Origin of the sequence: Protaetiibacter sp. SSC-01, assembly GCF_014483895.1 — a bacterium.
Lineage (GTDB): Bacteria > Actinomycetota > Actinomycetes > Actinomycetales > Microbacteriaceae > Homoserinibacter.
Map to the genome: position 1 here is coordinate 1,207,324 of NZ_CP059987.1, position 26,553 is coordinate 1,233,876.

Consider the following 26,553-nt stretch of genomic DNA (forward strand, 5'->3'; position numbering starts at 1 on the left):
GTCGGGTCAGGCGTAGCCGCCCTTCTCGAGCCCCGCCTCGACCTCGAAGCGGTTGGTGCGCGCGACGCGCCCCGCTGCGAGGTAGAGAACGGGCATGCTGAGCCCGTAGCGCCGCCATTGCGCGCGATGCACGGCCTCGTGCTCGAGCACGCTGTCGGTCAGGTTCTCGCGCGTGAGGTAGATCGCGCCGATCGTCGTGCCGCCGCGGCCGAACGACCAGCGGGGGAGTCGGTAGATGACATGCAGTCCGTGGCTACGTCGGTGCCGCCCGAACAGGACCGTGCCCCACACGAAGGCGCAGCCCGTCGCGAACCAATAGCCGGGGAGGGCGACGACGCGCGACAGCAGCACGCGCCGCATCCCGGGCACGCGCACGACGCCGCGCACGAGCGAGGCCGCGGCCCGCTCCATCCGATTCGGATGCTCGGGGCGCACGGGTGCGATCACGTGCCGGCCCCGGGGCGGCCGAGCGCCTCGAGCCAGCGCAGCCAGACCTCGCTCACGGTCGGGTAGGCGGGCACGGCGTGCCAGAGGCGGTCGAGCGGCACCTCGCCGACGATCGCGATTGTCGCCGCCTGCAGCAGCTCACCCACATCCGGACCCACGAAGGTGGCCCCGACGAGCACGCCGCGGTCGAGGTCGACGACGGCGCGTGCCTGTCCGCGGTAGTCGTCGGCGTAGACGGTCGCGCCCGCGATCCACGAGAGGTCGTAGTCGAGCACGCGCGTGCGCAGGCCCGCCTTCTCGGCGGCGGCGGCCGTGAGACCGACGGATGCGACCTCCGGGTCGGTGAAGGTCACCTGCGGCACCGCGCGATGATCGGCGGTCGCGACGTGCGCGCCCCACGGGGCGTCGCCGACGGCTCGGCCCGCGGCGCGTGCGGCGATCGCGTCGCCCGCGGCGCGCGCCTGGTACTTGCCCTGGTGGGTGAGCTTCGCGCGGCCGTTGACGTCGCCGACAGCGTAGAGCCAGTCGTGGCCGGGAACGCGCATCGTGTCGTCGACCTCGATCGCCGTACCGGCCTCGAGACCGAGCTCTTCGAGCCCGAGATCGTGGGTGCGCCCGACGCGGCCCGTCGCGACGAGCACGCGTTCGGCGAGCACGCGCGAGCCGTCGCCGAGCGTCAGCACGGCGTTCTTCTCCGCCCGGTGGGCCTCCACGACATCCGTGTCGGTCAGCACGCGCACGCCCTGCGCCTCGAGCCCGTCGCGCACGAGCTCGCCCGCGAACGGCTCCTCGCCGCCGAGGAGCCCGTGGCGGGCGATGAGCGTGACGCGGCTCCCGAGACTCGCGTAGGCGGTGGCGAGCTCGCAGCCGACGACGCCGCCGCCGAGCACCGCGAGCGTGTCGGGCACCTCGGATGCCGCGGTCGCGTCGCGCGAGGTCCACGGATCGAGCTCGGCGAGGCCCGGCACGTCGGGCAGCACGGGCACGGATCCTGTGCACACGGCGACGGCGTGACGGGCCACGAGCTCGGTGACGGTGCCGTCGGATGCCGTGACGGTCATGCGGCGGGGCCCGGCGAAGCGTGCGTGACCGCGGATGAGCTCGATGCCGGCGCCGTCGACCCACTCGACCTGCGAGCTGTCGTCGCGGTCGTGCGTGATGCGGTCGCGGCGGCGGAACACGGCGCGCGGATCGACCTCGCCCGTCACCGCCTCGGCCGCTCCCGCGACGGCGCGTGCGGCGCGGATGGCGGCCCCCGCCCGCAGGAGCGCCTTCGACGGCATGCACGCCCAGTACGAGCATTCGCCGCCCACGAGCTCGGCCTCGACGAGCACGGTGCTCAGCCCGCCCTGCACCGTTCGGTCGGCGACGTTCTCGCCCACCGCTCCGGCACCGATCACGACGACGTCGACCTCGCGCGCGCTCATCCCCCGAGCGTATGCCTCGCGCCCGCGGGCGGTCGAGGCACGTCGCGCTCCTCGACCAGCGGTGTTCGCGCAATCGCCTGACTCGCCAGTTGAGTAGCGGCCGGAGGCCGCGTGTCGAAACCAGCCGTCGGATGACCCACCCGTGGTCGGCGCGTCAGCCGCGTAGCGCCGCGATGAGCCGCAGGATGGTGGGCGCGTCGTCGACCGCGCGGTCGGCCGACTCGGGTGCGAACGACGCGATCGTCGCTCCCGCGAGCGGCAGACGGGCGACGAGCGCCTTGACGGCGGCGGCGAGCTGCGCGGCCGACACCCCGAAGGGGATGGGCTCGAGCAGCCCGTCGAACTCGGCGGGGTCGAGCACGTCGAGGTCGATGTGCACGTAGACGCGTGTCGCACCCGTCGCGGCCACGGCATCCGCGAACGCCGCGGCATCCGCGAGGCCCGCCACGTCGACGGATGCGATGCCCTTCTCGGCCGCGAAGTCCTCCTCGGCGGCGTCCCACTCGCGAGCGCCCGCGACGATCACGCGGGCGGGGTCGACCGCACCGTCCTCGATGATCGATGCGAGCACCATGCCGCCGAACGCGCCCGAGGGCGACGTCGACGGGGTGTTGAGATCGGGGTGCGCGTCGAACCACACGACGGCGAGATCGGGCCCGGCGACGTGCGCGACCGCGGCCGCCGAGACGCCGCAGTCGCCGCCGATGACGACCGCGGCATCCGGGAGCGCACGCAGGGTCTCGGCGAGCCGCTCGCGCACGATCTGCAGCGAGCCGAACCGCGCGACTCCCGTGCCCTGCTCGTCGCCCGCCTCGAGCGGCACCTCGACGTCGCGCGTCGAGGATGCCGGGAGGTCGGAGCGGATGGCGTGCGCGCCCTCGGCGAGGCGCATCGCGCGGCTCGAGGGGGAACCCTGCCACTGCGGGACGACGACGAAGGTCATGCGCGCTCCGGTCTCTCGCGCGACGCTCGCGCGATGTTCGGCATCCTATTCCGCGCCGCGCCAGGTCACCCGACCGTGAGCTCGCCCACGATCCCGTCGACGGCGACCCACGTGCTGCCGTCCCGCGACGCGAGCGAACCCTGTGCGACGACCTCGTACACGCCCGCGGGGAGGTCGACCGCGCGCTCGGGCTCGGCGACGTCGCACCCGCGCAGCACGAAGCTCACGGGCACCGCGTCGGCGCCGGCGGGCACCGCGTACGTGCCGCCCACGGCATCCGAGGTGCCGTAGCCCGACACGACGCCGTCGCGCACGAGCACGAGCCCGCGCACCTGGAGTTCGGCGGGGACCTCCTGCACCGACGCCGCGTCGATCGCGAGCTCCGCGCCGAGCAGGCCGGCCGCATCCGCCGTGACCGAGGTCGGCACGAGCGCGAGCACGGGGGAGTCGGCGGACGACATCGCGGCTCCGCAGGGCACCTCGACGGAGGTCGAGAGCGCGCCGGCCTCGCCGTCCGCCTCCCACTCCTTCGCCGTCTCGGGGGCGAGCGCGGCGCCGCCGCTGTCGTCCATCGCGCTCATCTCCTGCGGCACGCCGACGCCGACCCCGACGGCGACCGGCACGACGACCGCGGCCGCCGCGAGCCCGCTGAGAGCCCCGATGGCGACGCGCTTCGGCCGACGACGCGCACGTGCCAGGCGGATGATGCGGTCCGCGTCGAGGCGGCTCCCGTCGCCGCCCTCTCCGTGCAGCAGGGCGCGCAGCTCAGATTCGGTGGGCACGATCGCCCTCCTTCGCGTCGGGTGCGGCGGACGCGGCGGGTGCGGCTGGACCGGCACCCGCGGTGTCGCGCCGCAGCGACGGCGTGCGCAACGGAGTCGTGCCCGTGCCGGGTCGCGCCCCGCCGGGCCCGAGCCGGTCGGCCGCGGTGCCGTCGTCGGCGAGGGCGATCGCCATCTTCGCGAGCCCGTCGCTCAGGTAGCGCTTGACGGCCCCCGAGCTGATGCCGAGGGTCTCGGCGATGTCGTCGACCTTGAGGTCGTCGTAGTAGCGCAGCACGAGGCACGCGCGCTCGCGCGGGCTGAGCTTCTGCAGCTCGCCGTGCACGTCGATGCGCAGGTCGGTCGCGGCGTCGGACGACGGCAGCTCGTCGGGCTCGTACTGGGTCGGGGCGACCTTGCGCCAGCGGGTCACGCGGCGCCCGCGGTCGACGGATGCGTTGAGGATCGCCCGGCGCACGTACGACTCCGCGCTCGCGACCGTGAACCCGTTGCGCAGCCGCCCGAAGGTGCGCACGAGCGCGTCCTGCACGAGGTCGGCCGCGTCGTCGGCGCTGCCCGTCAGCAGGGTCGCGTAGCGCAGGAGGGCGTCGCCACGCTCGGCGACGAGCTGCGTCACGACACGCTCCCACTGGGCTTCGCTCACGGCGTCCTCCCTCCTACCTACTCAGACGGACGGTACGCGCGAAACGTTGCCCCCGGGAGCGAGGCGCTCCGCGAGCTCGGCGCCGGCGCGCTCGAGCCAGCGCGGGGCATCCGTCATGGCCGCGTCGGCGGAGCCCGCGAGCTCCGTGAGCGACACGGCAGCACGAGCGGATGCCACCCCCACGTCGATCGAGCCCGCGACGATCGCGACGGGCACGCCGGCATCGTCGGCGCGGCGCATGATGGCGCCCGCGACCTTGCCCGTCGCGGTGGCGGCATCGACGCGTCCCTCACCCGTCACCACGAGATCGGCGGTGGGGATCGCGGCGTCGAGCCCCGTGAGCGCCGAGACGGCCGCGGACCCGGATGCGACGCGCGCACCCCACGCCGACACGAGTCCGTAGGCGGTGCCCCCGGCAGCCCCCGCACCCGGTGCGTCGGGATCGCCGCCGAGCACGCTCGCGAGCCGCGCGAGCGCCGCGTCGAGCACGCGAACGTCGTCGGGCGTCGCACCCTTCTGCGGCCCGAAGACGGATGCCGCCCCGCGTCGACCGGTGAGCGGCGCCTCGACGTCGCACCACAGCTCGATCTCGGCCGGGGGAGTGCGCAGCGCGGACAGGTCGATGCTGTCGAGACGAGCGAGCGCGGTGCCGCCGTCCGGGAGTTCGCGCCCCTCGGCGTCGAGGAACCGCGCGCCGAGCGCCGCCAGTGCTCCCGTGCCGCCTTCGGTCGAGCCGGAGCCCCCGAGACCGATCACGATGCGCGTCGCGCCCGCGTCGAGCACGCGCCCGAGCAGTGCGCCGAGGCCGCGCGTCGAGGCGCCGAGCGGGTCGGGGCGCTCCATGCGCCAGAGCCCGACGCAGTCGGCGAGCTCGACGAGCGCGCGCCCGTCGGGCAGCGCGAGCCAGCGACCGGGCGCGGGGCGACCGTCCGCGCCCGTCACCTCGCCCGCGTCGTGCAGCACGGCATCCGGCACCGCCTCCGCGACGACGTCGAGCGTGCCGACGCCGCCGTCGGCCTGCGGCAGCACGAGCAGCTCGTCGCCGGGGCGCACCGATCGCCAGCCGCGCGCGATCACGAGCGCGGCGTCGCGTGCCGAGCACGAACCAGTGAAGGAGTCGGGGGCGAGGACGACGCGCATGAGAACAGTGTGGCCGGTCGTGCCCTCGCGCCCCACCGGCACGGCCGTCACGCGGCTGCGCCGCGCGCCGGAACCGGCGGCGGGGACCCCGGTGTAGCGGCTGCCTAGATGTAGAGAAGGCCCCGCTTGCAGCGGGGCCTTCTCTACATCGTGCCCTCGACACGATTCGAACGTGCGACTTCTTCCTCCGGAGGGAAGCGCTCTATCCACTGAGCTACGAGGGCGCGGCACTTAGGCTATCAGCATGCCGTCCGCCCCCTCCGCCGTCAGACGCCCGTGACGCTCCGGCGCGAGGTGCGTTCGAGTCTGACCCTCCGGGTCGGCGATCCGACCGCCTTCGCGCTCGCGCTCGCGGTCGCCGAGGGGGTGCCGACGACGGTCGAGACGCTCCGCGTGTCGCTCGACGGCGAGCCCGTCACGACCCGACCGCTCGCCGACGCGCACGGCACGCGCCTCGACCTCTTCGAGACGGCCGCCGACGGCATCCTGCAGGTCGACTACACGGCGACCGTCACGGGCCGCGCCGCTCCGGCATCCGTCGACCCCCTCGACGCTGTCGTCTACCTGCGCCCGAGCCGCTACGTGCCGTCGGACGCCCTCGTGACCTTCGCCCGCGACACCTTCCCGGGGCTCGAGGGCTGGCCGCTCGCGCGCGCCGTGGGGGAGTGGGTGCACGACCATCTGCGCTACGACGCCTCCGCGACCTCGCCGGCGGGCGGGGCCGCCGAGACGCTCGAGGCGGGCGCAGGCGTCTGCCGCGACTTCGCGCACGTGACCGCGGCCATCCTGCGCGCTCTCGACCACCCCGCGCGCCTCGTGTCGGTGTACGCACCGCAGCTCGAGCCCATGGACCTGCACGCGGTCGTCGAGGTGCTCGTCGGGGGCCGCTGGGTCGTCGTCGACGCGACACGGCTCGCCCCGCGCGCGGGCCTCGTGCGGATCGCGACGGGCCGCGACGCCGCCGACACCGCGTTCGAGACCAACACGCTCGCCGACGTCGAGCTGCTCGCGATGTCGATCGACGCACGCGCCGACCGCGAACTCGACGACGACCCCGACGAGCCGGTCGAGCTCCGCTGACGTCCGGGCGCCCGCGGCGTCAGAGCGCCGAGAGCGCCGCGTCGACGAGCGGTGTCGCGTCGCCCGGGTCGGTGAACCACACCGAACGCACCACGAGCCAGTACGAGCCGTCGAAGGCGATCGCCTCACCCGCGCCGTCCGCCATCCGGAACCAGCCGTAGGGCGCGCTCGTGCCGGATGCGGCATCCGCCTGTTTCTCGGCGATGCCCGCCTCGTCGAACGACGCCACCGAGACGTCGATCGTGTCGCCGCTCGTGTCGTTCTGCCAGCGGCAGGCGACGCCGTCGGCGGCCACCGCCTGCCCCGCCGCCGAGCCGGCGGAGGGCGACCAGGAGTCGATCAGCGAGAAGTTCGGGTTGAAGTCGTACATCGCCTGCGGCGTCACGAGCTCGTCGCAGCGGATGTCGACCGGGCGCGAGCTCGGCGTCTCCGACGGCTCGGGCGACGGCTCGGGGGTCTCGCTCGCGCTCGGTGAGGTGCTCGAGGTCGGAGCGGGCTCGGGCTCGGGCGTCGTGCACGCGGCGAGCAGGGCCCCCGCGAGGACGAGGACGGATGCGGACGACACGAGCTGCAGGGGACGGCGCATGGGCCCATCATCGCCGCTGCTCGACCGCTCACGGGGGAGCGACGGGCGGGACGACTAGGATCGAACCTCGTGAATCCCGCCGAACTCGCCGCCGTCCTGCTCGATCACGTACGCCGGGCGGCCGCCGAGCGAGGCACCGACCCGGATCAGATCGCCCCCGAGGACGTCGCGCTCGAGCGCCCCCGCAACCGCGACCACGGCGACTGGGCCTCGAACGCGGCCCTCAAGCTCGGCAAGCGCCTCGGCATCGCCCCGCGCGAACTCGCGGAGCAGCTCGCCGCATCCCTCGCCGAGGTCGACGGCATCGCGGGCGCCGAGGTCGCCGGGCCCGGCTTCCTCAACATCACGCTCGACGCGGCGGCCGCGGGCCTGCTCGCGGCGCGCATCCTCGAGCAGGGTGAGCAGTACGGCCGCGGCACGCTCTACGACGGCGTGCGCATCAACCTCGAGTTCGTCTCCGCCAACCCGACGGGCCCCATCCACATCGGCGGCACCCGCTGGGCGGCCGTCGGCGACAGCCTCGCCCGCCTCATGGAGGCGCAGGGCGGCCTCGTCACGCGCGAGTACTACTTCAACGATCACGGCGCCCAGATCGACCGCTTCGCGCGCAGCCTCGTCGCCGCGCACCGCGGCGAGCCGGCGCCCGAGGACGGCTACGGCGGCGCGTACATCCTCGACATCGCCGCGCGCGTCGAGCAGGACTACCCGGGCGACCTCGACGCCCTCCCGCGCGAGGAGCAGCAGGAGGTCTTCCGCGAGCTCGGCGTCGCCCAGATGTTCGGCGAGATCAAGGCGAGCCTGCACGACTTCGGCGTCGACTTCGACGTCTACTTCCACGAGAACTCGCTGCACGAGTCGGGAGCCGTCGACCGCGCCGTCGCGCGGCTCCGCGAGCTCGGCCACATCTACGAGGCGGACGGCGCGACGTGGCTGCGCACGACCGAGTTCGGCGACGACAAGGACCGCGTCGTCATCAAGTCCGACGGCGAGGCGGCCTACATCTCGGGCGACCTCGCGTACTACCTCGACAAGCGCGAGCGCGGCTTCGACCGCTGCCTCATCATGCTCGGCGCCGACCACCACGGCTACGTCAAGCGCCTCATGGCCATGACGGCCGCGTTCGGCGACGTGCCCTACGTCAACCACGAGATCCTCATCGGCCAGCTCGTCAACCTCCTGAAGGACGGCGAGCCGCTGCGGATGTCGAAGCGCGCGGGCACGGTCGTCACGATGGAGGACCTCGTCGACGCGGTCGGCGTCGACGCCGCGCGCTACGCCCTCGTGCGCAGCTCGATCGACTCCAACATCGACATCGACCTCGACCTGCTGGCGAAGAAGACGAACGACAACCCCGTCTTCTACGTGCAGTACGCCCACTCCCGCACGCGCGCCGTCGCACGCAACGCGGAGGGCGCGGGCGTCACGCGCGACGGCTTCGACCCGTCGCTCCTCGAGCACGAGACCGAGAGCGAGCTGCTCGGCGCGCTCGCCGAGTTCCCGCGCATCACGCTGCAGGCCGTCGAGCTGCGCGAGCCGCACCGCGTCGCGCGCTACCTCGAGGAGCTCGCGGGGTCGTACCACCGTTGGTACGGCTCGTGCCGCGTCATCCCGCTCGGCGACGAGCCCGTCGAGGCCGTGCACCGCGCCCGCCTGACCCTCAACGACGCGACGGGCCAGGTGCTGCGCAACGGCCTCGCCCTCCTCGGCGTGAGCGCCCCCGAGCGGATGTGACGTGACGTCGACCGCGCCCCTCGCCTCGCCGGAGCTCCCGCCTCGGCGCCGTCGGGTGTGGCCGTGGGTGCTCCTCGTCGTGGGCGCGCTCATCGTCGCGGCGGGCGTCGCGCTCGACGTCCTGGCCCGCAGCCTCGCCGAGAACGCGATCGCCGACCAGGTGCGCTCGTCGCTCGAGGTGCCCCCGGGCACCGAGGTGCGCGCGTCGATCGGGGGCGGCCCCATGTTCGTGCAGGCGCTCTCGGGCGGTCTCGAGCGCGTCGACGTCGACGTGCCGGGTCTCGCGCTCGGCGCGCTCACGGGCGACCTCGAGATCGTCGCACAGGGGGTGCCATTCGACACCGCGGCGCCCACGCGGGACATTGAGGTGCGCTACGCCGTACCCGAGGAGGCGCTCGTCGCCGTCTCGCCGGAGCTCGCGGGCGTGACGGTCGAGCGCGTCGCGATCGAGGGCGGCGAGGTCGTCGCGTCCGGCAGCACCAGCGTCTTCGGCTCCTCCTTCTCCCTCGGCCTCGGGCTCACGCCGTCGGCGGTCGACGGCGAGCTCGCGTTCGACCCCACGAGCATCCGCATCGGCGACTCGACCCTCACCGCGGAGCAGCTGCGTGCCGACCCGCTCTTCGGCGGCCTTGCCGACGCGCTCCTGCAGGCGCGCCGCATCTGCATCGCCGACGCCCTGCCCGCGGCGCTCGTGCTCGAGAAGCTCGAGATCGACGGCTCCCACCTCGTCGCGACGCTCGACGCGTCGGGCGCGGCGATCGGCGGCGAGGGCTTCAGCGCCAAGGGCGTGTGCGCGTGAGCGCACCCGACGCCCCCGTCGCGCCGCGGCTCCGGAGCATCGCGGCGCGCCTCGCCTGGGTCTCGGCGCTCGGCGGCGTGCTGCTCGCGCTCGTGCTCGCCCTGCTCGGCGTGGGCGCGGCGAAGGGCGACGGCGAGCTCTTCGCCTCGCTTCTGCCGGCCGTGCTCGCGATCGGCCTCGGGATGGCGGTTCCCCCGTTCCTGCTCGCCGTCGCCGCGATCGCCCTCGCCGGCCTCCGGCGCTCGCGCCGCGCCGACATGATCGCAGCGGCCATCGGCGCAGTCGTCGGTGCGTTCATCTCACCCGTCGTCTTCTACCCGGCGTCCGCGACGCTCGGGCTCTCCGTCGCCCTCGTGATCGCGGTCGCGGCAGGATGCGGCTACCCCCTCCTCGTGCGCGGCCTCTGGCGGCGGGCGTCCTGAGCGCCCCCTCCGCCTCGGCTAGACTCGTCACGGCTTCAGGGACCAAGCCGGGTTCGCTCGCCTCACTCTTCGTTCCGACGTCCCCGTGAGGTTCGCATGACCGCCAGCCCTCTCGCCCCCGAGCGGCTCGCCCATCCCGACGACGCGAACGCGCTCGATCCGCGCGTGTGGCCCGCATCCGCCGGCCGCGCCGCCTCCGGTGCGCTCGTCATCGGCGGCGTGAGCGCCCCCGCCCTCCACGCCGCATACGGCACGCCGCTCTACGTCATCGACGAGACCGACGTCCGCGCGCGCGCTGCCCGCATCCGCGACGCCTTCGCCGCAGCGTTCGCTCCCCTCGGCGTGCGCACGACCGTCTACTACGCCGGCAAGGCCTTCCTCTCGATCGAGGTCGCGCGCTGGATGGCCGAGGAGGGGCTGAGCCTCGACGTGTGCAGCGGGGGAGAGCTCGCGGTCGCGGAGGCCGCCGACCTCGACCCGCGCCGGCTCGGCTTCCACGGCAACAACAAGAGCCTCGCCGAGATCGACCACGCCGTCGAGATCGGCCTCGGCACGATCGTCATCGACAGCCTCGCCGAGATCGAGCGCGTCGCCCAGGCGGCCGAGCGTCACGGGCGTCGGCAGAACGTGCGCCTGCGCATCAACAGCGGCGTGCACGCCTCCACCCACGAGTACCTCGCGACCGCCCGTGAGGACCAGAAGTTCGGCATCCCGCTCGCCGATGCCGCGGATGCCGTGGCGCGCATCCGCTCGCACTCCAGCCTGCGCTTCCTCGGCCTGCACTCGCACATCGGCTCGCAGATCTTCGAGTCGGGCGGGTTCCTCGAGGCGGCCCGGCGCCTGCTCGAGCTGCACGCGACGCTCCTCGAAGGCGGCGAGGTGCCCGAGCTCAACATCGGCGGCGGGTTCGGCATCGCCTACACGAGCGCCGACGAGGTGGCGCCCATCGAGACGATCGCGGCCGACTTCGCGGAGGTCATCGGCTCCGAGTGCGCGCGCCTCGGCATCCCCGTCCCCGCGATCGCGATCGAGCCCGGCCGCGCCATCATCGGCCCCGCGGGCATCACGCTCTACGAGGTCGGAACCATCAAGGACGTGCTCGTCGAGGGTGCCGCCGTACGCCGCTACGTGAGCGTCGACGGCGGCATGAGCGACAACCTCCGCACGGCGCTGTACCACGCCGACTACACGGCCCGCCTCGCGAACCGCGTGACGGATGCCGACCCGGCCCTCGTGCGCGTCGCCGGCAAGCACTGCGAGTCGGGCGACATCGTCGTGCGCGACGAGTACCTCCCGGGCGACGTGCGCCCGGGCGACCTGCTCGCGGTCGCCGCGACGGGCGCCTATTGCTGGTCGCTCTCGAGCAACTACAACTACCTCGGACGCCCCGCGGTCGTGGCCGTCCGTGACGGGGGGAGTCGCGTGCTCATCCGTCGCGAGAACGCACACGACCTCCTGCGGCGCGACTCCGGCTACTCCTCGGGCGCCGAGGAGATCGACATCGACACCATCCTCGACCGGGAACACTGAACCACGACATGATCGAGTACCGAAACCTGAGAATCGCCGTCCTCGGCGCCGGATCCGTCGGCGCGCAGGTGGCCTCGCTGCTGCTCACGCACAAGGAGGAGCTCGCCGGGCGCGTCGGCGCCGGGCTCGAGCTCGTCGGGATCGCCGTGCGCGACCTCGACGCCCCCCGCACGGCGGAGCTGCCGCGCGAGCTGCTGACGACGGATGCGCGCTCGCTCATCCTCGGCGCCGACATCGTCATCGAGGTCATGGGCGGCCTCGAGCCCGCGCGCGAATACCTCGAGCTCGCCCTCACCTCGGGCGCCGACGTCATCACGGCCAACAAGGCGCTCCTCGCGACCCACGGCCCCGAGCTCTTCGCGATCGCGGAGCAGGTCGGAGCGCAGCTCTACTACGAGGCGGCCGTCGGCGGCGCGATCCCCATCATCCGCCCCCTGCGCGACAGCCTCGCGGGCGACCGCGTCAACCGCATCCTCGGCATCGTCAACGGCACGACGAACTACATCCTCGACCGCATGGACCGCGAGGGCGACACCCTCGAGCAGGCGCTCGCGATCGCGACGGAGCTCGGCTACGCCGAGGCCGACCCGACGGCCGACATCGAGGGCTACGACGCCGCGCAGAAGGCCGCGATCCTCTCGAGCCTCGCGTTCCACACGACCGTTCCGCTCGAGTCGGTGCACCGCGAGGGCATCACGTCGATCACGCACGACCAGGTGCTCTCGGCGAAGAAGGGCGGCTTCGTCGTCAAGCTGCTCGCGGTGTGCGAGCGCCTCGTCGACCCGGAGACGGGGGAGGACGGCGTGAGCGCGCGCGTGCACCCCGCGCTCATCCCCGCGACGCATCCGCTCGCCGCGGTGCACGGCGCCAACAACGCCGTCTTCGTCGAGGCGGAGGCCGCGGGCCCGCTCATGTTCTACGGTGCGGGCGCGGGCGGTGTCCAGACCGCGTCTGCCGTGCTCGGCGACCTCGTGTCGGCCGCGCGCCGCCACGTCGTCGGTGGCCCGGGCGTCGCGGAGTCGACCCACGCCGACCTGCCGATCCTGCCCATCAGCCGCGTCTCGACGCGCTACCAGATCACCCTCGCGGTCGTCGACCTGCCCGGCGTGCTCGCGCAGATCGCGACGCTGTTCGCCGAGCACGGCGTCTCCGTCGAGGCCGTCCAGCAGACCGTCGGCGGGGAGCCCGGTCCGGACGGGCATACGCCCGGCGCTACGCTGGTCATCGGCACGCACCAGGCGACCGAGGCCGCGCTCGCCGCGACGGTCGCCGATCTCGCCGGCAGCCCCGTGGTCGAGCGGGTCGAGAGCGTGCTCCGGGTCGAGGGACTGTAAGGAAGACAATGGCTCACCAGTGGCGCGGCGTGCTGCGCGAATACGCGGATCGTCTCGACGTGACGGATGCGACGCCGATCATCACGCTCGGCGAGGGCGGCACGCCCCTCATCCCCGCCCCGGCGCTCTCCGCGCGCACGGGCGCGAAGGTGTGGGTCAAGTTCGAGGGCATGAACCCGACGGGCTCCTTCAAGGACCGCGGCATGACGATGGCCGTCTCGAAGGCCGTCGAGCACGGCGCGAAGGCCATCATCTGCGCGTCGACCGGGAACACCTCGGCGTCCGCCGCCGCCTACGCGACCCACGCGGGCATCACGGCCGCCGTGCTCGTGCCCGAGGGCAAGATCGCGATGGGCAAGCTCGCGCAGGCGATCGCCCACGGCGCCGAGCTCCTCCAGGTGCGCGGCAACTTCGACGACTGCCTCGACATCGCGCGCGATCTCGCGGCGAACTACCCCGTGCACCTCGTGAACTCGGTCAACAACGACCGCATCGAGGGCCAGAAGACCGCCGCGTTCGAGGTCGTCGAGGTGCTGGGCGACGCGCCCGACTTCCACTTCATCCCGGTCGGCAACGCGGGCAACTACACCGCCTACTCGCGGGGCTACAAGGAGGAGGCCGACCGCGGCGTCACGACGAAGCGCCCGCGGATGTTCGGCTTCCAGGCCGAGGGCTCGGCGCCCATCGTGCGCGGCGAGATCGTGCGCGACCCCGACACGATCGCGAGCGCCATCCGCATCGGCAACCCCGCCTCGTGGGAGCTCGCCCTCACGGCGCGCGACGAGACCGACGGCTACTTCGGCGCGATCAGCGACGCGAAGATCCTCGAGGCGCACCGCATCCTGTCGAGCGAGGTCGGCGTGTTCGTCGAGCCCGCGTCGGCCGCGTCGGTCGCCGGCCTGCTCGACCGTGCCGAGGCTGGGGTCATCCCGCAGGGCGCCACCGTCGTGCTCACGGTCACGGGCCACGGCCTCAAGGACCCGCAGTGGGCCCTCAAGGCCGCCGACGGCTCGGACGTGCAGCCCACGAGCGTCTCCGTCGACGTCGCCGAGATCGCCCAGGTGCTGGGCCTCGCCTCGAGCTCGGCGTCTGCATGAGCCTCGTCGGCCGCTCCGTCACGGTCCGGGTCCCCGCGACGACCGCGAACCTCGGTCCGGGCTTCGACACGCTCGGCATGGCGCTCGCCGTCTACGACGAGCTGCAGGTGACCGCGCGTGAGCAGCCGGGTGCGACCGTCCGCGTCATCGGCGTCGGCGAGGGGGAGGTGCCGACCGACGAGTCGAACCTCGTCGTACGTGCGATCGCCCACACCTTCGCGTCGGTCGGCCAGGAGCTCCCCGGCCTCGACCTCGTCGCCCACAACGCCATCCCGCACGGTCGGGGCATGGGCTCGTCGGGCGCCGCGATCGTCTCGGGCATCATGGCCGCGAAGGGCCTGCTCGAGGGCGTCGTCGAGTTCACCGCCGACGACCTGCTCGCGCTCGCGACGGAGCTGGAGGGCCACCCCGACAACGTCGCCCCGGCGCTCTTCGGCGGGCTCACGATCACGTGGGTCACCCCCGACGGCCCCCGCTACAAGAAGCTCATCGTGCACCGCGGCGTGAGCCCCCTCGTCGCCGTGCCGCACGAGCGCACGATGTCGACGGCGCTCGCACGCAGCCTCCAGCCCGACTCGGTGCCGCACGAGGACGCCATCTTCAACGTCTCCCGTTCGGCGCTGCTCATCGCGGCGCTCGTCCAGAGCCCCGAGCTGCTGCACGCCGCGACCGAGGACAAGCTGCACCAGAGCTACCGCGCGAGCGCGATGCCCGAGACGGATGCGCTCATCCAGCTCCTGCGCGCCGACGGCCTCGCGGCGGTCGTATCGGGCGCAGGGCCGTCGATCCTCGTGCTCGGCTCCGACCCCGCGCAGCGCCTGCGGGCGGCCGAGCTCATCGCCGGAAACGCCGAGTCGACCTGGGAGTGCCTCATGCTCGCCGTCGACTTCCGGGGTGCTACAGTGGTGCTGCACTCGGACGACGCCGCGGCTTAGACCGGCGCGGAGTGCATTCCACCGGCACTCGCCAACCGCGGTTTCCCGCATCCTCATGCAACCCGAACCGCAGCGAGCGGTGCCGCCATCCCGGGAAGTTCTGTGCCCGGGCCGAAAGGACGATTCAGTCGTGACCGACACCACCATTCCCGCGAACCCCGCGGGAGATCGCGCCGCCCTCAGCCGACTGCGGCTGGCCGAGCTCCAGGCTCTGGCCGCCGCCCGCGGCATCAGCGGCGTATCCCAGATGCGCAAAGGAGATCTCGTGGACACTCTCTCCGGACTTCCCGCCGACGCCGACGAGGCCGTGACCGAGCAGGTCGCGCCCGAGCAGTCCTCGCCCGAGGGCGAGGACGCTCCCGTCGAGGAGACTCCCGTCGAGGAGACTCCCGTCGAGGAGACCCCGGCCGAGGAGACCCCGGCCGAGAGCGCCGCCGCGGAGGACGCCCCGATCGAGGAGGCCGCCGTCGAGGCGCCGGCCGAGGAGGCTTCCGCGGAGACGCCCGCAGAGGAGACCTCTGCGGAGACCCTCGCCGACGCTCCCGCCGCGCAGGAGGCGCCCGCCGCCGAGCAGCCCGCCGGCCGCAGCCGCCGCGGCTCGCGCCGTGCGAGCGTGCCCTCGGCCGACGCCGCCGCGATCGCCGCCGCGCTCCCGCAGATCGAGCTCCCGGAGCCCGCCCAGCGCCGCAGCGCCGCGCAGCACGCCGCGCAGGCCGAGCTGGGCCTCGAGCTCGACAAGCTCGTTCCCGCCTCCGAGCAGCCCGAGTCCGAGGGCGAGACCGAGGGTCAGCCCTCGGGTCGCCGCAACCGCAACCGCCGCGGCGGCCGTGGTGGCCAGAACGGTCAGAACGGTCAGCAGCAGGACGCCCAGCAGGCCGCCGAGGGCGAGGACCAGAGTCAGGGCGGCAAGGGCCAGAACGGCCAGAGCGGCCAGGGTGGCCAGAACGGCCCCGCCCAGCAGCAGGAGGGCCAGGGCGAGGGACGTCGCGGGCGCAACCGCGACCGCAACCGCAACCGTCGTGGTGGCGGCGCGGTCGACGAGATCGAGCCCGAGATCTCCGACGACGACGTGCTCATCCCGATCGCCGGCATCCTCGACGTGCTCGACAACTACGCCTTCGTGCGCACGACCGGCTACCTGCCCGGCCCGAGCGACGTCTACGTCTCGCTCGGCCAGGTCAAGAAGTACAACCTGCGCAAGGGCGACGCCGTCGTCGGCGCCATCCGCCAGCCGCGCGACGGCGACCAGCAGGGCGGACGCCAGAAGTACAACGCGATCGTGAAGATCGACTCGATCAACGGCCAGTCCGTCGACGAGGCCGCGAACCGCGTCGACTTTGGCAAGCTCACGCCCATCTACCCGAACGAGCGCCTGCGCCTCGAGACGACGCCCGAGAAGCTCTCGACGCGCATCATCGACCTCATCGCGCCCATCGGCAAGGGCCAGCGCGGCCTCATCGTCGCGCCGCCGAAGGCCGGCAAGACGCTCATCCTGCAGGCCATCGCCAAGGCGATCGCGGTCAACAACCCCGAGGTCCACATCATGGTGGTGCTCGTGGACGAGCGGCCCGAAGAGGTCACCGACATGCAGCGCTCGGTCAAGGGCGAGGTCATCGCATCGACCTTCGACCGTCCCGCCGAGGACCACACGACCGTCGCGGAGCTCGCGATCGAGCGCGCCAAGCGCCTCGTCGAGCTCGGCAACGACGTCGTCGTGCTGCTCGACTCGATCACGCGCCTCGGCCGCGCCTACAACCTCGCGTCGCCGGCATCCGGTCGCATCCTGTCGGGCGGGGTCGACGCGTCGGCGCTCTACCCGCCGAAGCGCTTCTTCGGCGCCGCGCGCAACATCGAGGGCGGCGGCTCGCTGACGATCCTCGCGACGGCGCTCGTCGAGACCGGCTCCAAGATGGACGAGGTCATCTTCGAGGAGTTCAAGGGCACCGGCAACATGGAGCTCCGTCTCTCGCGCGCCCTCGCCGACAAGCGCATCTTCCCGGCGGTCGACATCTACGCGTCGAGCACCCGCCGCGAGGAGGAGCTGCTCTCGGCCGACGAGGTCAAGATCACGTGGCGTCTGCGCCGCGCGCTCGCAGGGCTCGAGCTGCAGCAGCAGCTCGAGGTCGTGCTGTCGAAGCTCAAGGAGACCGGTTCCAACACCGAGTTCCTCGTGCAGATCCAGCAGTCGCTCCCCAATGGGGGCGCGGGCAACGGCAACGGCCACAAGGGCTGACGTGTTCGAGTCGGTCCAGTCGCTGCTGGCCGAGCACGAACAGCTCCAGCAGCTGCTCGCGGATCCCGCGATCCACGCGGATGCGGCGCGCGCGAAGAAGGTCAACCGGCGCTACGCCGAGCTGAGCCAGATCGTCGCGGCGCACGACGCGTGGCAGCAGGCGCAGTCCGACCTCGAGGCGGCGCGCGAGCTCGCCCGCGAGGACGAGGCGTTCGCCGAGGAGGTTCCCGCGCTCGAGGAGGGCGTGCAGGCGTCGCAGGAGAAGCTGCGGCGGCTGCTCATCCCGCGCGACCCCGACGACGGCCGCGACGTCATCATGGAGATCAAGGGCGGCGAGGGCGGCGAGGAGTCGGCGCTCTTCGCGGCCGACCTCCTGCGCATGTACCTCCACTACGCGGAGTCGCGCGGCTGGAAGACGGAGCTGCTCGAGCGCACCGAGTCCGACCTCGGCGGCTACAAGGACGTGCAGGTCGCGATCAAGTCGAGCTCGTCCGATCCCGCCGACGGCGTGTGGGCGAGCCTCAAGTACGAGGGCGGTGTGCACCGCGTCCAGCGCGTGCCGGCCACCGAGTCGCAGGGTCGCATCCACACCTCGACGACGGGCGTGCTCGTCTTCCCCGAGGTCGACGAGCCCGAAGAGATCCACATCGACCCGAACGACCTCAAGATCGACGTCTTCCGCTCCTCGGGTCCCGGCGGCCAGAGCGTCAACACGACCGACTCGGCCGTGCGCATCACGCACGTGCCGACGGGCATCGTCGTGTCGATGCAGAACGAGAAGTCGCAGCTGCAGAACCGCGAGGCCGGCATGCGCGTGCTGCGCGCCCGTCTGCTCGCGAAGCAGCAGGAGGAGCTCGCCGCGGTCGCGTCCGACGCGCGCCGCAGCCAGATCCGCTCCATGGACCGCTCGGAGCGCATCCGCACCTACAACTTCCCCGAGAACCGCATCGCCGACCACCGCACGGGCTACAAGGCGTACAACCTCGACCAGGTCATGAACGGCGCGCTCCAGCCCCTCATCGACTCCTGCATCCAGATGGATGAGGAGGCCCGGCTCGCCGCGCTCGGCGGCGCCGAGGGCTGAGGCGCCGATGACCGCGCCGATGATCCCGAAGACGGTCGCCGAGCTCCGTGCGCACGGCATGCGCGTGCTCGAGGGCGCCCACGTGCCGACGCCCGAGGCGGATGCCGAGCTCCTGTTGGCGCACGTGCTCGGCCTCAGCCGCGGCCAGGTCCAGGCGAAGGTCGTCACGGGTGCGGGCGTCGGATCGGATGAGCGGGTCGCGTACCTCGAGGCCGTCGAGCGCCGCGCCGCGCGCGAGCCGCTGCAGCACATCACGGGCGTCGCGCCGTTCCGCTCGATCGAGCTCGCCGTGGGACCCGGAGTCTTCGTGCCGCGCCCCGAGACCGAATTCGTCGCCCAGCTCGCGATCGACGCCCTCCAGGCCGTCGCGTCGCCCTCGCCCGTCGCCGTCGACTTCGGCACCGGATCGGGCGCGCTCGCCCTCGCGATCGGCACCGAGGTGCCGCACGCGACCGTCGTCGCCGTCGAGAACTCGCCGCGCGCCTTCGTGTGGGCGAAGGAGAACGTGCGCCGCGTGGGCGCCGAGAACGTGCGCCTCGTCTTCGCCGACCTCGCCGAGGCGCTGCCGGAGCTCGACGGAACCGTCGACGTGCTCGTCTCGAACCCGCCCTACATCCCCGACGACGCCATCCCGCGCGACCCCGAGGTGCGGCTCCACGACCCCGCCGCGGCGCTCTACGGCGGTCCCGACGGGCTCGACGTCGTGCGCGCCCTCTCGCAGCGCGCCCTCGCGCTCGTGCGGCCCGGGGGAGCGCTCGTGCTCGAGCACGGCGAGCTGCAGGGCGCCGAGCTGCGCGCCCTCCTCGAGGCCGACGGCTGGCGCGCCACCGCGACCCACCGCGACCTCCTCGGCCGCGACAGAGCCACGACTGCTGTGGCGCCGCGATAATCCGCGGCGCGTGCCGGAAACGGGCACGAGCGCGGTCGCACCCGTTTCCGGGGTGACCATCGGGATGCGTGAACGCAGGTGGTCGAGGAGCGCCGCGCAGCGACGCGTCTCGAGACCGCCGTCACGCCGCGAGGCGCTCCGCCGCGAACCCCTCGATCGCGGCGTGCAGCCCCTCGGCCGTGCCGTAGAGGTACGTCGTGATGCCGAGGGATGCCGCGGCCGCCACGTTCTCCGGCAGGTCGTCGACGAAGAACGCGTCGGTCGCATCCGCGCCGTAGTGCGCGAGCACGCGCTCGAAGACGCGCGGGTCGGGCTTGCGCGCCCCGTAGCGGCTCGTCGTGCGCAGATGCTCGCCGAAGATGGGGGCGATCTCCGGCGCGATCGTCGCGAGGTGCTCGTCGAGCAGGGGGCCGTTGTTGGTCAGCAGGCTCACTCGTCCGTGCCCGGCCGCGCGCTCGACGGCGGCGATGGCATCCGGTCGCGGCGTCATCGCCGAGCGGCGGTTCGCGACCCACTGCTCCGCCGTGACCTCGACGCCGAGCGCCTCCACGAGCGCGAGGCGGTACGTGTCGCCATCGGCGAAGCCGCCGGCCTCGGCCGCCCATTCGCCCTCCTCGTGCCACCAGCGACGCCGCAGCTCCGCGACCTCGAGGCCCGTGAGCGCGCTGAGCCCCCGCATCCGGGCGCGCCAGTCGTAGTCGTAGAGCACGTCGTCCATGTCGAAGAGGAAGAGGAGAGTCATCCCGACCATCCTCGCGCACGGTCCCTGGGTGAGGCGTGGAGCGGGCTCCCCGCTTCCCGCTCCTAGGATGGGTACGCCATGGCGATCTACGACACGGGCGTCCCCGAGCAGCTGATGACAGGGATGCGTCTCGCCCGCGGCGCTATCGCGCGCGGGGAGCTCGTCGTCATCCCCACCGACACGGTCTACGGCGTCGCGGCAGACGCGTTCTCGCCCGAGGCCGTGCAGCGCCTCCTGGATGCGAAGGGCCGCGACCGCACGGCGCCGCCGCCCGTGCTCGTGCCGGGCGTCGCGACGCTCGACGCGCTCGCCGACCCGATCCCGGATGAGGTGCGCGCCCTCGTGGAGGAGTTCTGGCCCGGCGGCCTCACGGTCATCCTGCGCGCGCGGGCGATGCTCGACTGGGACCTGGGGGAGACCCGGGGCACCGTCGCGCTGCGCATGCCGTCCGACAAGGTCGCGCTCGAGCTGCTCGCCGAGACGGGGCCGCTCGCGGTCTCGAGCGCCAACCTCACGGGACAGCCCGCCGCCCTCACGGCGGCGGAGGCGCAGGCGATGCTCGGCGAGAGCGTCGCCGTCTACCTCGAGGCGGGGCGCGCGGGGGCGTCCTACCCCGACGCCGCGGCGCACACCGGCTCGACGATCGTCGACGCGACCAACCTCGAGCATCCCGACGGGCGACTCCGGATCGTCCGCCACGGCGTCGTGCCGGACGAGGAGATCATCCGGGTCGTCGGGGCGGATCGATGCGCGTAATCGCCTACATCGCCACGGCGGGCGTCGCCGCGATCATCTCCTTCGCCTTCTCGATGGTGATCTGGAAGCTCTCGCACCGCTACCGGCTCTACCCGAAGATCCGCGAGCGCGACGTGCACACGCGTCCGACGCCGCGTCTCGGCGGCGCGGCCATGTTCCTCGGCGTCGTCGCCGCGTTCGCGGTCGGGGCGCTCATCCCCGAGCTCGCGATCGTCTACTCGCAGCCCGCCCACGTGTGGGGTCTCCTCGGCGGCGCGCTCATGATCGTGCTCATCGGCGTGGCCGACGACATCTGGGACCTCGACTGGCTCACGAAGCTCGCGGGGCAGATGCTCGCGGCCGTCCTGCTCGCGTGGAGCGGCATCCAGTTCCTCTCCTTCCCGCTGCCCGGCATCATCGTGCAGCTCGCGCCCTGGCAGTCGCTCGTCATCACGGTGTTCGTGATCGTGCTCGTGATGAACGCCATCAACTTCATCGACGGCCTCGACGGCCTCGTCGCGGGCGTCGCGATCATCGCCAACGGCGTCTTCTCGGTCTACGTCTTCGTGATCTCCTCGGGGCCCACGGGCCAGAGCGACTACTTCAACCTCGCGCAGCTCATCTCGGCGGTGCTCATCGGGGCGTGCCTGGGCTTCCTGCCGCTCAACTGGCACCGCGCGCGGCTCTTCATGGGCGACGCGGGCGCGCTCCTCACGGGCCTCCTCATGGCGGCGTCGACGATCGCCGTGACGGGGCAGATCGACCCCGGCGCACTCGAGGAGACGGTCGGCAGCGCGCGGCAGTTCCTGCCGGCGTTCATCCCCCTGCTGCTGCCGTTCGCCATCCTCATCGTGCCGCTGCTCGACTTCGGCCTCGCGGTCGTGCGTCGCCTTCGGGCGGGCAAGTCGCCGTTCACGGCCGACCGCAAGCACCTGCACCACCGCCTGCTCGACATGGGCCACTCGCACCTGCACGCCGTGCTCATCCTCTACGGGTGGACGGCCGCCGCGTCGATCGGCATGCTCCTGTTCCTCTTCATCGACACGTGGTGGGCGGCTCTCGCGACCCTGCTGGGTCTCGTGACCTGCACTCTCATCACCCTCGCCCCGCTCAGCAGACGCAAGGCCGTCGAGGCGGCCGCCCAGAGCACGCCGACGGATGCGGAGCTCGCCCGGTTCGACCCGCTCGACGCCGCCGCGGAGGACGCGCCCGCGCCCACCGCCGACGACGCCCGCGAGGTGCTCGAGGCGATCCACGAGCACGACAAGGAAGGCACGGCATGAGCGCCGCCCCCAACCGCATCCTCACGACCTCTCTGCGCTGGGGCGCCCTCTTCGCGACGGGCCTCGCGGTCGTCGCGGGCGGGATCGGCGTCCTCGTCGCCGGTCTCCCCGGACTGTGGGGCGGCCTGCTCGGCGCGCTCCTCGCGTTCGCGTTCCTCGCGCTCACGGCGGGAAGCATCCTGCTCGGCCAGCGGCTCACGGTCGACGACCCGAACAGCCCGCTGTTCTACGGCGTCGTGCTCGGCGCGTGGCTCGTCAAGCTCATCGTCTTCTTCGTGTTCATGTTCTGGCTGCGAGGCCAGTCGTGGCTCGACCCCTGGGTGTTCTTCCTCACCGTGATCGTCGCCGTGCTCGGCTCCCTCGTGATCGACGCCCTCTCGTTCGTGCGCTCGCGCACGCCGTACGTCGACGTCGAGCTGCCGGGCGACGAAACCGGCAAGTGAGGACGTCCTGACGACCGCCTCAGCACTGATAGGCTGAGATCAACCCCATTCCATCGCCGCGTGCGCGCACGCCCCGAGTCTGGAGTCAGCGCTGCTAGCTTCCGCCTTCATCCCCCTGGTTCGGTCCAGCGACGACACCGACGGCGGATTCCACGGCCCGTCGCTCGAGGAGTTCTTCCCGCCCGCCGTGCTCTTCGCGGACACGCCGTTCGAGATGAACCGCATCATGATCATCCGCGTGGTGATCACGGCGCTGCTCATCCTCTGGATGGTGCTCGCGACGCGCCGCATGCGCATCGTCCCGACGCGCGGCCAGGCCGCCAACGAGTTCCTGTTCGGCTTCGTCCGCAACAGCATCATCATCGAGACGCTCGGAGAGAAAGACGGCCGCCGCTTCATGGCGCCTCTCTTCGCGATGTTCTTCCTCATCCTGGGGCTCAACCTCACCGGTATCGTCCCCGGCCTCAACATCGCGGGAACCTCGGTCATCGGCACGCCGCTCGTGCTCGCGGTCGTCTCCTACGTGATGTTCATCTACGCGGGCATCCGCAAGCACGGGTGGAAGTTCTTCAAGAACTCGCTCTTCCCGAGCGGGGTCCCGTGGTTCCTCTACATCGTCGTGACGCCGATCGAGCTCATCTCGACCTTCATCCTGCGCCCGGTCACGCTCACCCTCCGTCTCCTCATGAACATGGTCGCGGGCCACATGCTGCTCGTGCTGTGCTTCTCGGCCACGCAGTTCTTCTTCTTCACCGTCCTCGCGGACGGCAACTTCCTGGGCCTCCTGGGCGTGGGCACCTTCGCCTTCGGCGCCGCCTTCACGCTCTTCGAGCTCATGGTCGCCGCCCTCCAGGCCTACGTCTTCACCTTCCTCGCCGCCGTCTACATCCAGCTCTCGCTGGCCGACGAGCACTGACCATCCGGCACCCGCCGGGACCAACCCCGCAACACATCACAGAAAAGGAAATCCCGTGATCGTTGGATACCTCGCCCCCATCGCGTTCGGCCTGGCCTCGATCGGCTCGGCCATCGGCGTGGGCCTCGTCGTCGGCAAGACGATCGAGTCCGTCGCCCGCCAGCCGGAGCTGCAGGGTCGCCTGACCGGTCTGATGTTCCTCGGCATCGCGTTCACCGAGGCGCTCGCCTTCGTCGCGATCGCCGTGGGCTTCATCCCCTTCACCGCCCCCGCCTGATCCGCATCCCCACTGACCGAAGGAGGCTGGGATGCTGACAGCATTCCTCGCTAGCGCGCCCACTAAGGATGTGAACCCTCTGCTGCCGGCCGATTACGACCTGCTGTGGTCGTCGGTGATCTTCGTCGCGCTGCTCATCGTCGTCGCCGTCTACGTGCTGCCGCGCCTCAACAAGGCGCTCGACGCACGTGCCGAGGCGATCGAGGGCGGGCTGAAGAAGGCCGAGGAGGCCCAGGCCGCCGCGGCCGCCGCGCGTGACGAGTACACCGCGCAGCTCGCCGAGGCCCGCGCCGAGGCCGCCCGCATCCGCGAGCAGGCTCGCACCGACGGCCAGGCGATCCTCGCCGAGCTCAAGGAGAACGCGCAGGCGGAGGCGGCTCGCATCGTCGCGAACGCCCAGACGCAGATCGAGGCCGAGCGTTCGGCCGCGATGGTGTCGCTGCGCGCCGAGGTCGGCAGCCTCGCGCTCGACCTCGCGTCGGGCGTCATCGGGGAGACCCTCTCGGACGACAAGAAGGCCGCCGCCGTCGTGGACCGCTTCCTCGCGGACCTCGAGGCGGACGAGAAGGCGAAGGCGGGCAAGTAGATGGGATCGGCGTCACGCGTCGCGCTCCAGTCGGCGACGCAGCAGCTCTCGGGGGCGACGGGCGTCAACCTCGCCACCGGTGAGCAGCTGCTCGCCGCGAGCCGGGCGATCGAGTCGTCGGCGCAGCTGCGCTCGGCACTCGCCGACCCCGCGGTCGAGAGTGCACGCAAGAGCGGGCTCCTCACGGCGATCTTCGGCTCGCTCGACGGCGCCGCCTCGCAGGTTCTCACCGGCGCTGTGTCGTCCCGCTGGTCGTCGCCTGACGAGCTCGTCGACGGCATCGAGCAGCTCGGCATCCGCGCGATCGCGCAGGCGGCCGGGGCCGACGCGGGGATCGAGGGCGAGCTCTTCGCCTTCGGCCGCGCCGTCTCGAGCGACAACGAGCTCGAGCTCGCCGTCGGCAGCAAGCTCGGCTCACCCGAGGCGAAGGCCGCGCTCGTCGACACGCTGCTCGCCGGCAAGGCGCAGCCCGCGACCGCCGCGATCGTGCGCCACCTCGTGCAGAGCCCGCGCGGACGCCGCATCGGGCAGCTCCTGAGGGGCGCCGCCGACATCGTGGCCGACACCGCGGGCGCGCGCATCGCGACCGTGACCTCGGCAGCACCGCTCACGGCCGCCCAGCTCACCGCGCTCGAGAAGACCCTCGGTGCGCGCTACGGCCAGGCGCTGCGCATCAACCTCATCACCGACCCCACCATCGTGGGCGGCCTGCGCGTGCAGATCGGCGACGACGTCATCGACGGAACCGTCGCCGCCCGCCTCGCCGACCTCCGCATCCGACTCGCCGGCTGACCCGGCGCACCGACGCACCACTCCAAGGAAGAGACATGGCAGACATCACGATCAGCCCGGACGAGATCCGTTCCGCGCTCAAGGACTTCGCCGCCGGCTACCAGCCCGCTGCGGCCACGACGACCGAGGTCGGCACCGTCATCGACGCCGCCGACGGCATCGCGCACGTCGAGGGCCTCCCGGGCGCCATGGCGAACGAGCTCCTGCGCTTCGAGGACGGCACGCTCGGCCTCGCGCTGAACCTCGACGAGGACTCGATCGGTGTCATCGTGCTCGGCGAGTTCACCGGCATCGAGGAGGGCCAGCCGGTCACCCGCACGGGCGAGGTGCTCTCGTCGCCCGTCGGCGACGGCTTCCTCGGCCGCGTCGTCGACCCGCTCGGCAACCCGATCGACGGTCTCGGCGAGATCAAGGCCGAGGGGCGCCGCGCCCTCGAACTCCAGGCTCCCGGCGTCATGCAGCGCAAGTCGGTGCACGAGCCGCTCCAGACCGGCATCAAGGCCATCGACGCGATGATCCCCGTCGGCCGCGGCCAGCGTCAGCTCATCATCGGCGACCGCCAGACGGGCAAGACCGCGATCGCGATCGACACGATCATCAACCAGAAGGCCAACTGGGACTCGGGCGACGTCAACAAGCAGGTGCGCTGCATCTACGTCGCGATCGGCCAGAAGGGCTCGACCATCGCCGCGGTGAAGGGCGCCCTCGAGGACGCCGGCGCGATGGAGTACACGACGATCGTCGCGGCTCCGGCCTCCGACCCCGCGGGCTTCAAGTACCTCGCGCCCTACACCGGCTCGGCCATCGGGCAGCACTGGATGTACGGCGGCAAGCACGTCCTCATTGTGTTCGACGACCTGTCGAAGCAGGCCGAGGCCTACCGCGCCGTGTCGCTGCTCCTCCGCCGCCCGCCGGGCCGCGAGGCGTACCCGGGTGACGTCTTCTACCTGCACTCGCGTCTGCTCGAGCGTTGCGCGAAGCTCTCGGACGAGCTCGGCGCCGGCTCGATGACGGGTCTGCCGATCATCGAGACGAAGGCGAACGACGTGTCGGCGTACATCCCGACCAACGTCATCTCCATCACCGACGGCCAGATCTTCCTGCAGTCCGACCTCTTCAACGCGAACCAGCGTCCCGCGGTCGACGTCGGCATCTCGGTGTCGCGCGTCGGCGGTGACGCCCAGGTCAAGTCGATCAAGAAGGTCTCCGGCACGCTCAAGCTCGAGCTCGCCCAGTACCGCGCCCTCGAGGCGTTCGCGCTCTTCGCGTCGGACCTCGACGCCACGAGCCGCCGCCAGCTCGAGCGCGGTGCGCGCCTGACCGAGCTCCTGCGCCAGCCGCAGTACTCGCCGTTCCCGGTCGAGCGCCAGGTCGTCTCGATCTGGGCTGGCACCAAGGGCAAGCTCGACACGATCCCCGTCGAGGACGTTCTGCGCTTCGAGGCGGAGCTGCACGACTACCTGGCCCGCAACACCCAGGTGCTCGACACGCTGCGCGACACGAACGTGCTCGACGACGCGACCGAGGCCGAGCTCGAGAAGGCGGTCGACGCCTTCGTGCTCGAGTTCCAGCCCGGCGAGGGCGCCCCGGGCGTCGGCAGCGAGGAGTTCGAGGCCGCCGAGGTCGAGGACGTCAACCAGGAGCGCATCGTGAAGGGCAAGCGCTGATCCGCCTCGG

Annotated in this window: 27 protein-coding genes and 1 tRNA gene; 19 read left to right on the plus strand and 9 right to left on the minus strand. The window is 72.4% G+C overall.

From position 1 onward, the window contains the following. Positions 1-6: 6 nt before the first annotated feature. From H4J02_RS05725 to H4J02_RS05755, 7 genes are all read right to left on the minus strand, one after another. Entirely contained in the window at positions 7-447 is a 441-nt protein-coding gene (locus H4J02_RS05725; RefSeq protein ID WP_262406238.1) for a hypothetical protein, read from the minus strand. Then, a complete protein-coding gene (locus H4J02_RS05730) occupies positions 444-1,874 on the minus strand; it encodes an NAD(P)/FAD-dependent oxidoreductase (protein WP_187676125.1) in 1,431 nt (476 codons plus the stop codon). The genes H4J02_RS05725 and H4J02_RS05730 overlap by 4 nt, the downstream gene beginning before the upstream one ends. Positions 1,875-2,028: 154 nt before the next feature. Further along, positions 2,029-2,817, minus strand: coding sequence for an arginase family protein (locus H4J02_RS05735; RefSeq protein ID WP_187676126.1), 789 nt, complete (start codon positions 2,815-2,817; stop codon positions 2,029-2,031). Between the two features lie 65 nt (positions 2,818-2,882). Further along, positions 2,883-3,599: a hypothetical protein gene (locus H4J02_RS05740; protein ID WP_187676127.1), complete on the minus strand. Its 717-nt coding sequence runs from the start codon at positions 3,597-3,599 to the stop codon at positions 2,883-2,885. Next, on the minus strand, positions 3,583-4,242 hold the full coding sequence (locus tag H4J02_RS05745; RefSeq protein ID WP_187676128.1) for a SigE family RNA polymerase sigma factor: 660 nt from the start codon (positions 4,240-4,242) through the stop codon (positions 3,583-3,585). The genes H4J02_RS05740 and H4J02_RS05745 overlap by 17 nt, the downstream gene beginning before the upstream one ends. A gap of 21 nt (positions 4,243-4,263) precedes the next feature. Continuing rightward, positions 4,264-5,382, minus strand: coding sequence for a glycerate kinase (locus tag H4J02_RS05750; protein ID WP_187676129.1), 1,119 nt, complete (start codon positions 5,380-5,382; stop codon positions 4,264-4,266). A 151-nt stretch (positions 5,383-5,533) separates the two neighbouring features. Beyond that, positions 5,534-5,606: transfer RNA gene (locus H4J02_RS05755), tRNA-Arg, on the minus strand. Positions 5,607-5,676: 70 nt separating this feature from the next. Between H4J02_RS05755 and H4J02_RS05760 the strand changes: the two genes are divergently transcribed. Then, positions 5,677-6,462 (plus strand): transglutaminase family protein, encoded by a 786-nt coding sequence (locus H4J02_RS05760; protein WP_187676130.1) that lies wholly within the window; start codon positions 5,677-5,679, stop codon positions 6,460-6,462. A gap of 19 nt (positions 6,463-6,481) precedes the next feature. On the opposite strand, the gene H4J02_RS05765 is transcribed toward H4J02_RS05760, so the two are convergent. Next, positions 6,482-7,048, minus strand: a complete 567-nt coding sequence (locus H4J02_RS05765; protein WP_187676131.1) for an arginyl-tRNA synthetase — start codon at positions 7,046-7,048, stop codon at positions 6,482-6,484. A 69-nt stretch (positions 7,049-7,117) separates the two neighbouring features. On the opposite strand from H4J02_RS05765, the gene argS reads away from it, so the two are divergent. From argS to prmC, 10 genes are all read left to right on the plus strand, one after another. Next, positions 7,118-8,779 (plus strand): arginine--tRNA ligase, encoded by a 1,662-nt coding sequence (gene argS / locus H4J02_RS05770; protein ID WP_187676132.1) that lies wholly within the window; start codon positions 7,118-7,120, stop codon positions 8,777-8,779. A 1-nt stretch (position 8,780) separates the two neighbouring features. Beyond that, entirely contained in the window at positions 8,781-9,578 is a 798-nt protein-coding gene (locus H4J02_RS05775) for a DUF2993 domain-containing protein (RefSeq protein WP_187676133.1), read from the plus strand. Continuing rightward, positions 9,575-10,000, plus strand: a complete 426-nt coding sequence (locus tag H4J02_RS05780; RefSeq protein WP_187676134.1) for a hypothetical protein — start codon at positions 9,575-9,577, stop codon at positions 9,998-10,000. The genes H4J02_RS05775 and H4J02_RS05780 overlap by 4 nt, the downstream gene beginning before the upstream one ends. Positions 10,001-10,096: 96 nt before the next feature. After that, complete coding sequence (gene lysA / locus H4J02_RS05785) at positions 10,097-11,530, plus strand: diaminopimelate decarboxylase (protein ID WP_187676135.1); 1,434 nt, start codon at positions 10,097-10,099, stop codon at positions 11,528-11,530. Between the two features lie 8 nt (positions 11,531-11,538). Beyond that, on the plus strand, positions 11,539-12,864 hold the full coding sequence (locus tag H4J02_RS05790) for a homoserine dehydrogenase (RefSeq protein WP_187676136.1): 1,326 nt from the start codon (positions 11,539-11,541) through the stop codon (positions 12,862-12,864). 8 nt (positions 12,865-12,872) lie between these two features. Further along, positions 12,873-13,961: a threonine synthase gene (gene thrC, locus H4J02_RS05795; protein WP_187676137.1), complete on the plus strand. Its 1,089-nt coding sequence runs from the start codon at positions 12,873-12,875 to the stop codon at positions 13,959-13,961. Further along, positions 13,958-14,896: a homoserine kinase gene (gene thrB / locus H4J02_RS05800; protein WP_187676138.1), complete on the plus strand. Its 939-nt coding sequence runs from the start codon at positions 13,958-13,960 to the stop codon at positions 14,894-14,896. The genes thrC and thrB overlap by 4 nt, the downstream gene beginning before the upstream one ends. Positions 14,897-15,026: 130 nt before the next feature. Next, positions 15,027-17,129: a transcription termination factor Rho gene (rho, locus tag H4J02_RS05805; RefSeq protein ID WP_262406239.1), complete on the plus strand. Its 2,103-nt coding sequence runs from the start codon at positions 15,027-15,029 to the stop codon at positions 17,127-17,129. Position 17,130: 1 nt separating this feature from the next. Then, positions 17,131-18,213 (plus strand): peptide chain release factor 1, encoded by a 1,083-nt coding sequence (gene prfA, locus H4J02_RS05810; RefSeq protein ID WP_187676140.1) that lies wholly within the window; start codon positions 17,131-17,133, stop codon positions 18,211-18,213. Between the two features lie 7 nt (positions 18,214-18,220). Beyond that, positions 18,221-19,102: a peptide chain release factor N(5)-glutamine methyltransferase gene (prmC, locus tag H4J02_RS05815; RefSeq protein WP_187676141.1), complete on the plus strand. Its 882-nt coding sequence runs from the start codon at positions 18,221-18,223 to the stop codon at positions 19,100-19,102. A 121-nt stretch (positions 19,103-19,223) separates the two neighbouring features. Here the strand turns inward: prmC and H4J02_RS05820 are convergent, their stop codons facing one another. Beyond that, complete coding sequence (locus tag H4J02_RS05820; protein ID WP_187676142.1) at positions 19,224-19,844, minus strand: HAD-IA family hydrolase; 621 nt, start codon at positions 19,842-19,844, stop codon at positions 19,224-19,226. 78 nt (positions 19,845-19,922) lie between these two features. Here H4J02_RS05820 and H4J02_RS05825 point away from each other — a divergent pair, with 78 nt between their 5' ends. From H4J02_RS05825 to atpA, 8 genes are all read left to right on the plus strand, one after another. Beyond that, entirely contained in the window at positions 19,923-20,600 is a 678-nt protein-coding gene (locus tag H4J02_RS05825) for an L-threonylcarbamoyladenylate synthase (protein WP_187676143.1), read from the plus strand. After that, entirely contained in the window at positions 20,591-21,862 is a 1,272-nt protein-coding gene (locus H4J02_RS05830) for an MraY family glycosyltransferase (protein WP_187676144.1), read from the plus strand. The genes H4J02_RS05825 and H4J02_RS05830 overlap by 10 nt, the downstream gene beginning before the upstream one ends. Next, on the plus strand, positions 21,859-22,305 hold the full coding sequence (locus tag H4J02_RS05835; RefSeq protein ID WP_187676145.1) for a hypothetical protein: 447 nt from the start codon (positions 21,859-21,861) through the stop codon (positions 22,303-22,305). The genes H4J02_RS05830 and H4J02_RS05835 overlap by 4 nt, the downstream gene beginning before the upstream one ends. A gap of 187 nt (positions 22,306-22,492) precedes the next feature. Continuing rightward, complete coding sequence (gene atpB / locus H4J02_RS05840; protein ID WP_262406240.1) at positions 22,493-23,221, plus strand: F0F1 ATP synthase subunit A; 729 nt, start codon at positions 22,493-22,495, stop codon at positions 23,219-23,221. Positions 23,222-23,276: 55 nt separating this feature from the next. Then, positions 23,277-23,498, plus strand: coding sequence for an ATP synthase F0 subunit C (atpE, locus tag H4J02_RS05845; RefSeq protein WP_187676146.1), 222 nt, complete (start codon positions 23,277-23,279; stop codon positions 23,496-23,498). Positions 23,499-23,529: 31 nt separating this feature from the next. Further along, complete coding sequence (locus tag H4J02_RS05850) at positions 23,530-24,084, plus strand: F0F1 ATP synthase subunit B (protein ID WP_187676147.1); 555 nt, start codon at positions 23,530-23,532, stop codon at positions 24,082-24,084. Further along, the gene (locus H4J02_RS05855; RefSeq protein WP_187676148.1) at positions 24,085-24,876 is read left to right on the plus strand and encodes a F0F1 ATP synthase subunit delta; all 792 of its coding nucleotides are present in this window, start codon (positions 24,085-24,087) and stop codon (positions 24,874-24,876) included. A 35-nt stretch (positions 24,877-24,911) separates the two neighbouring features. After that, positions 24,912-26,543: a F0F1 ATP synthase subunit alpha gene (gene atpA, locus H4J02_RS05860; protein WP_187676149.1), complete on the plus strand. Its 1,632-nt coding sequence runs from the start codon at positions 24,912-24,914 to the stop codon at positions 26,541-26,543. Positions 26,544-26,553 lie beyond the last annotated feature (10 nt).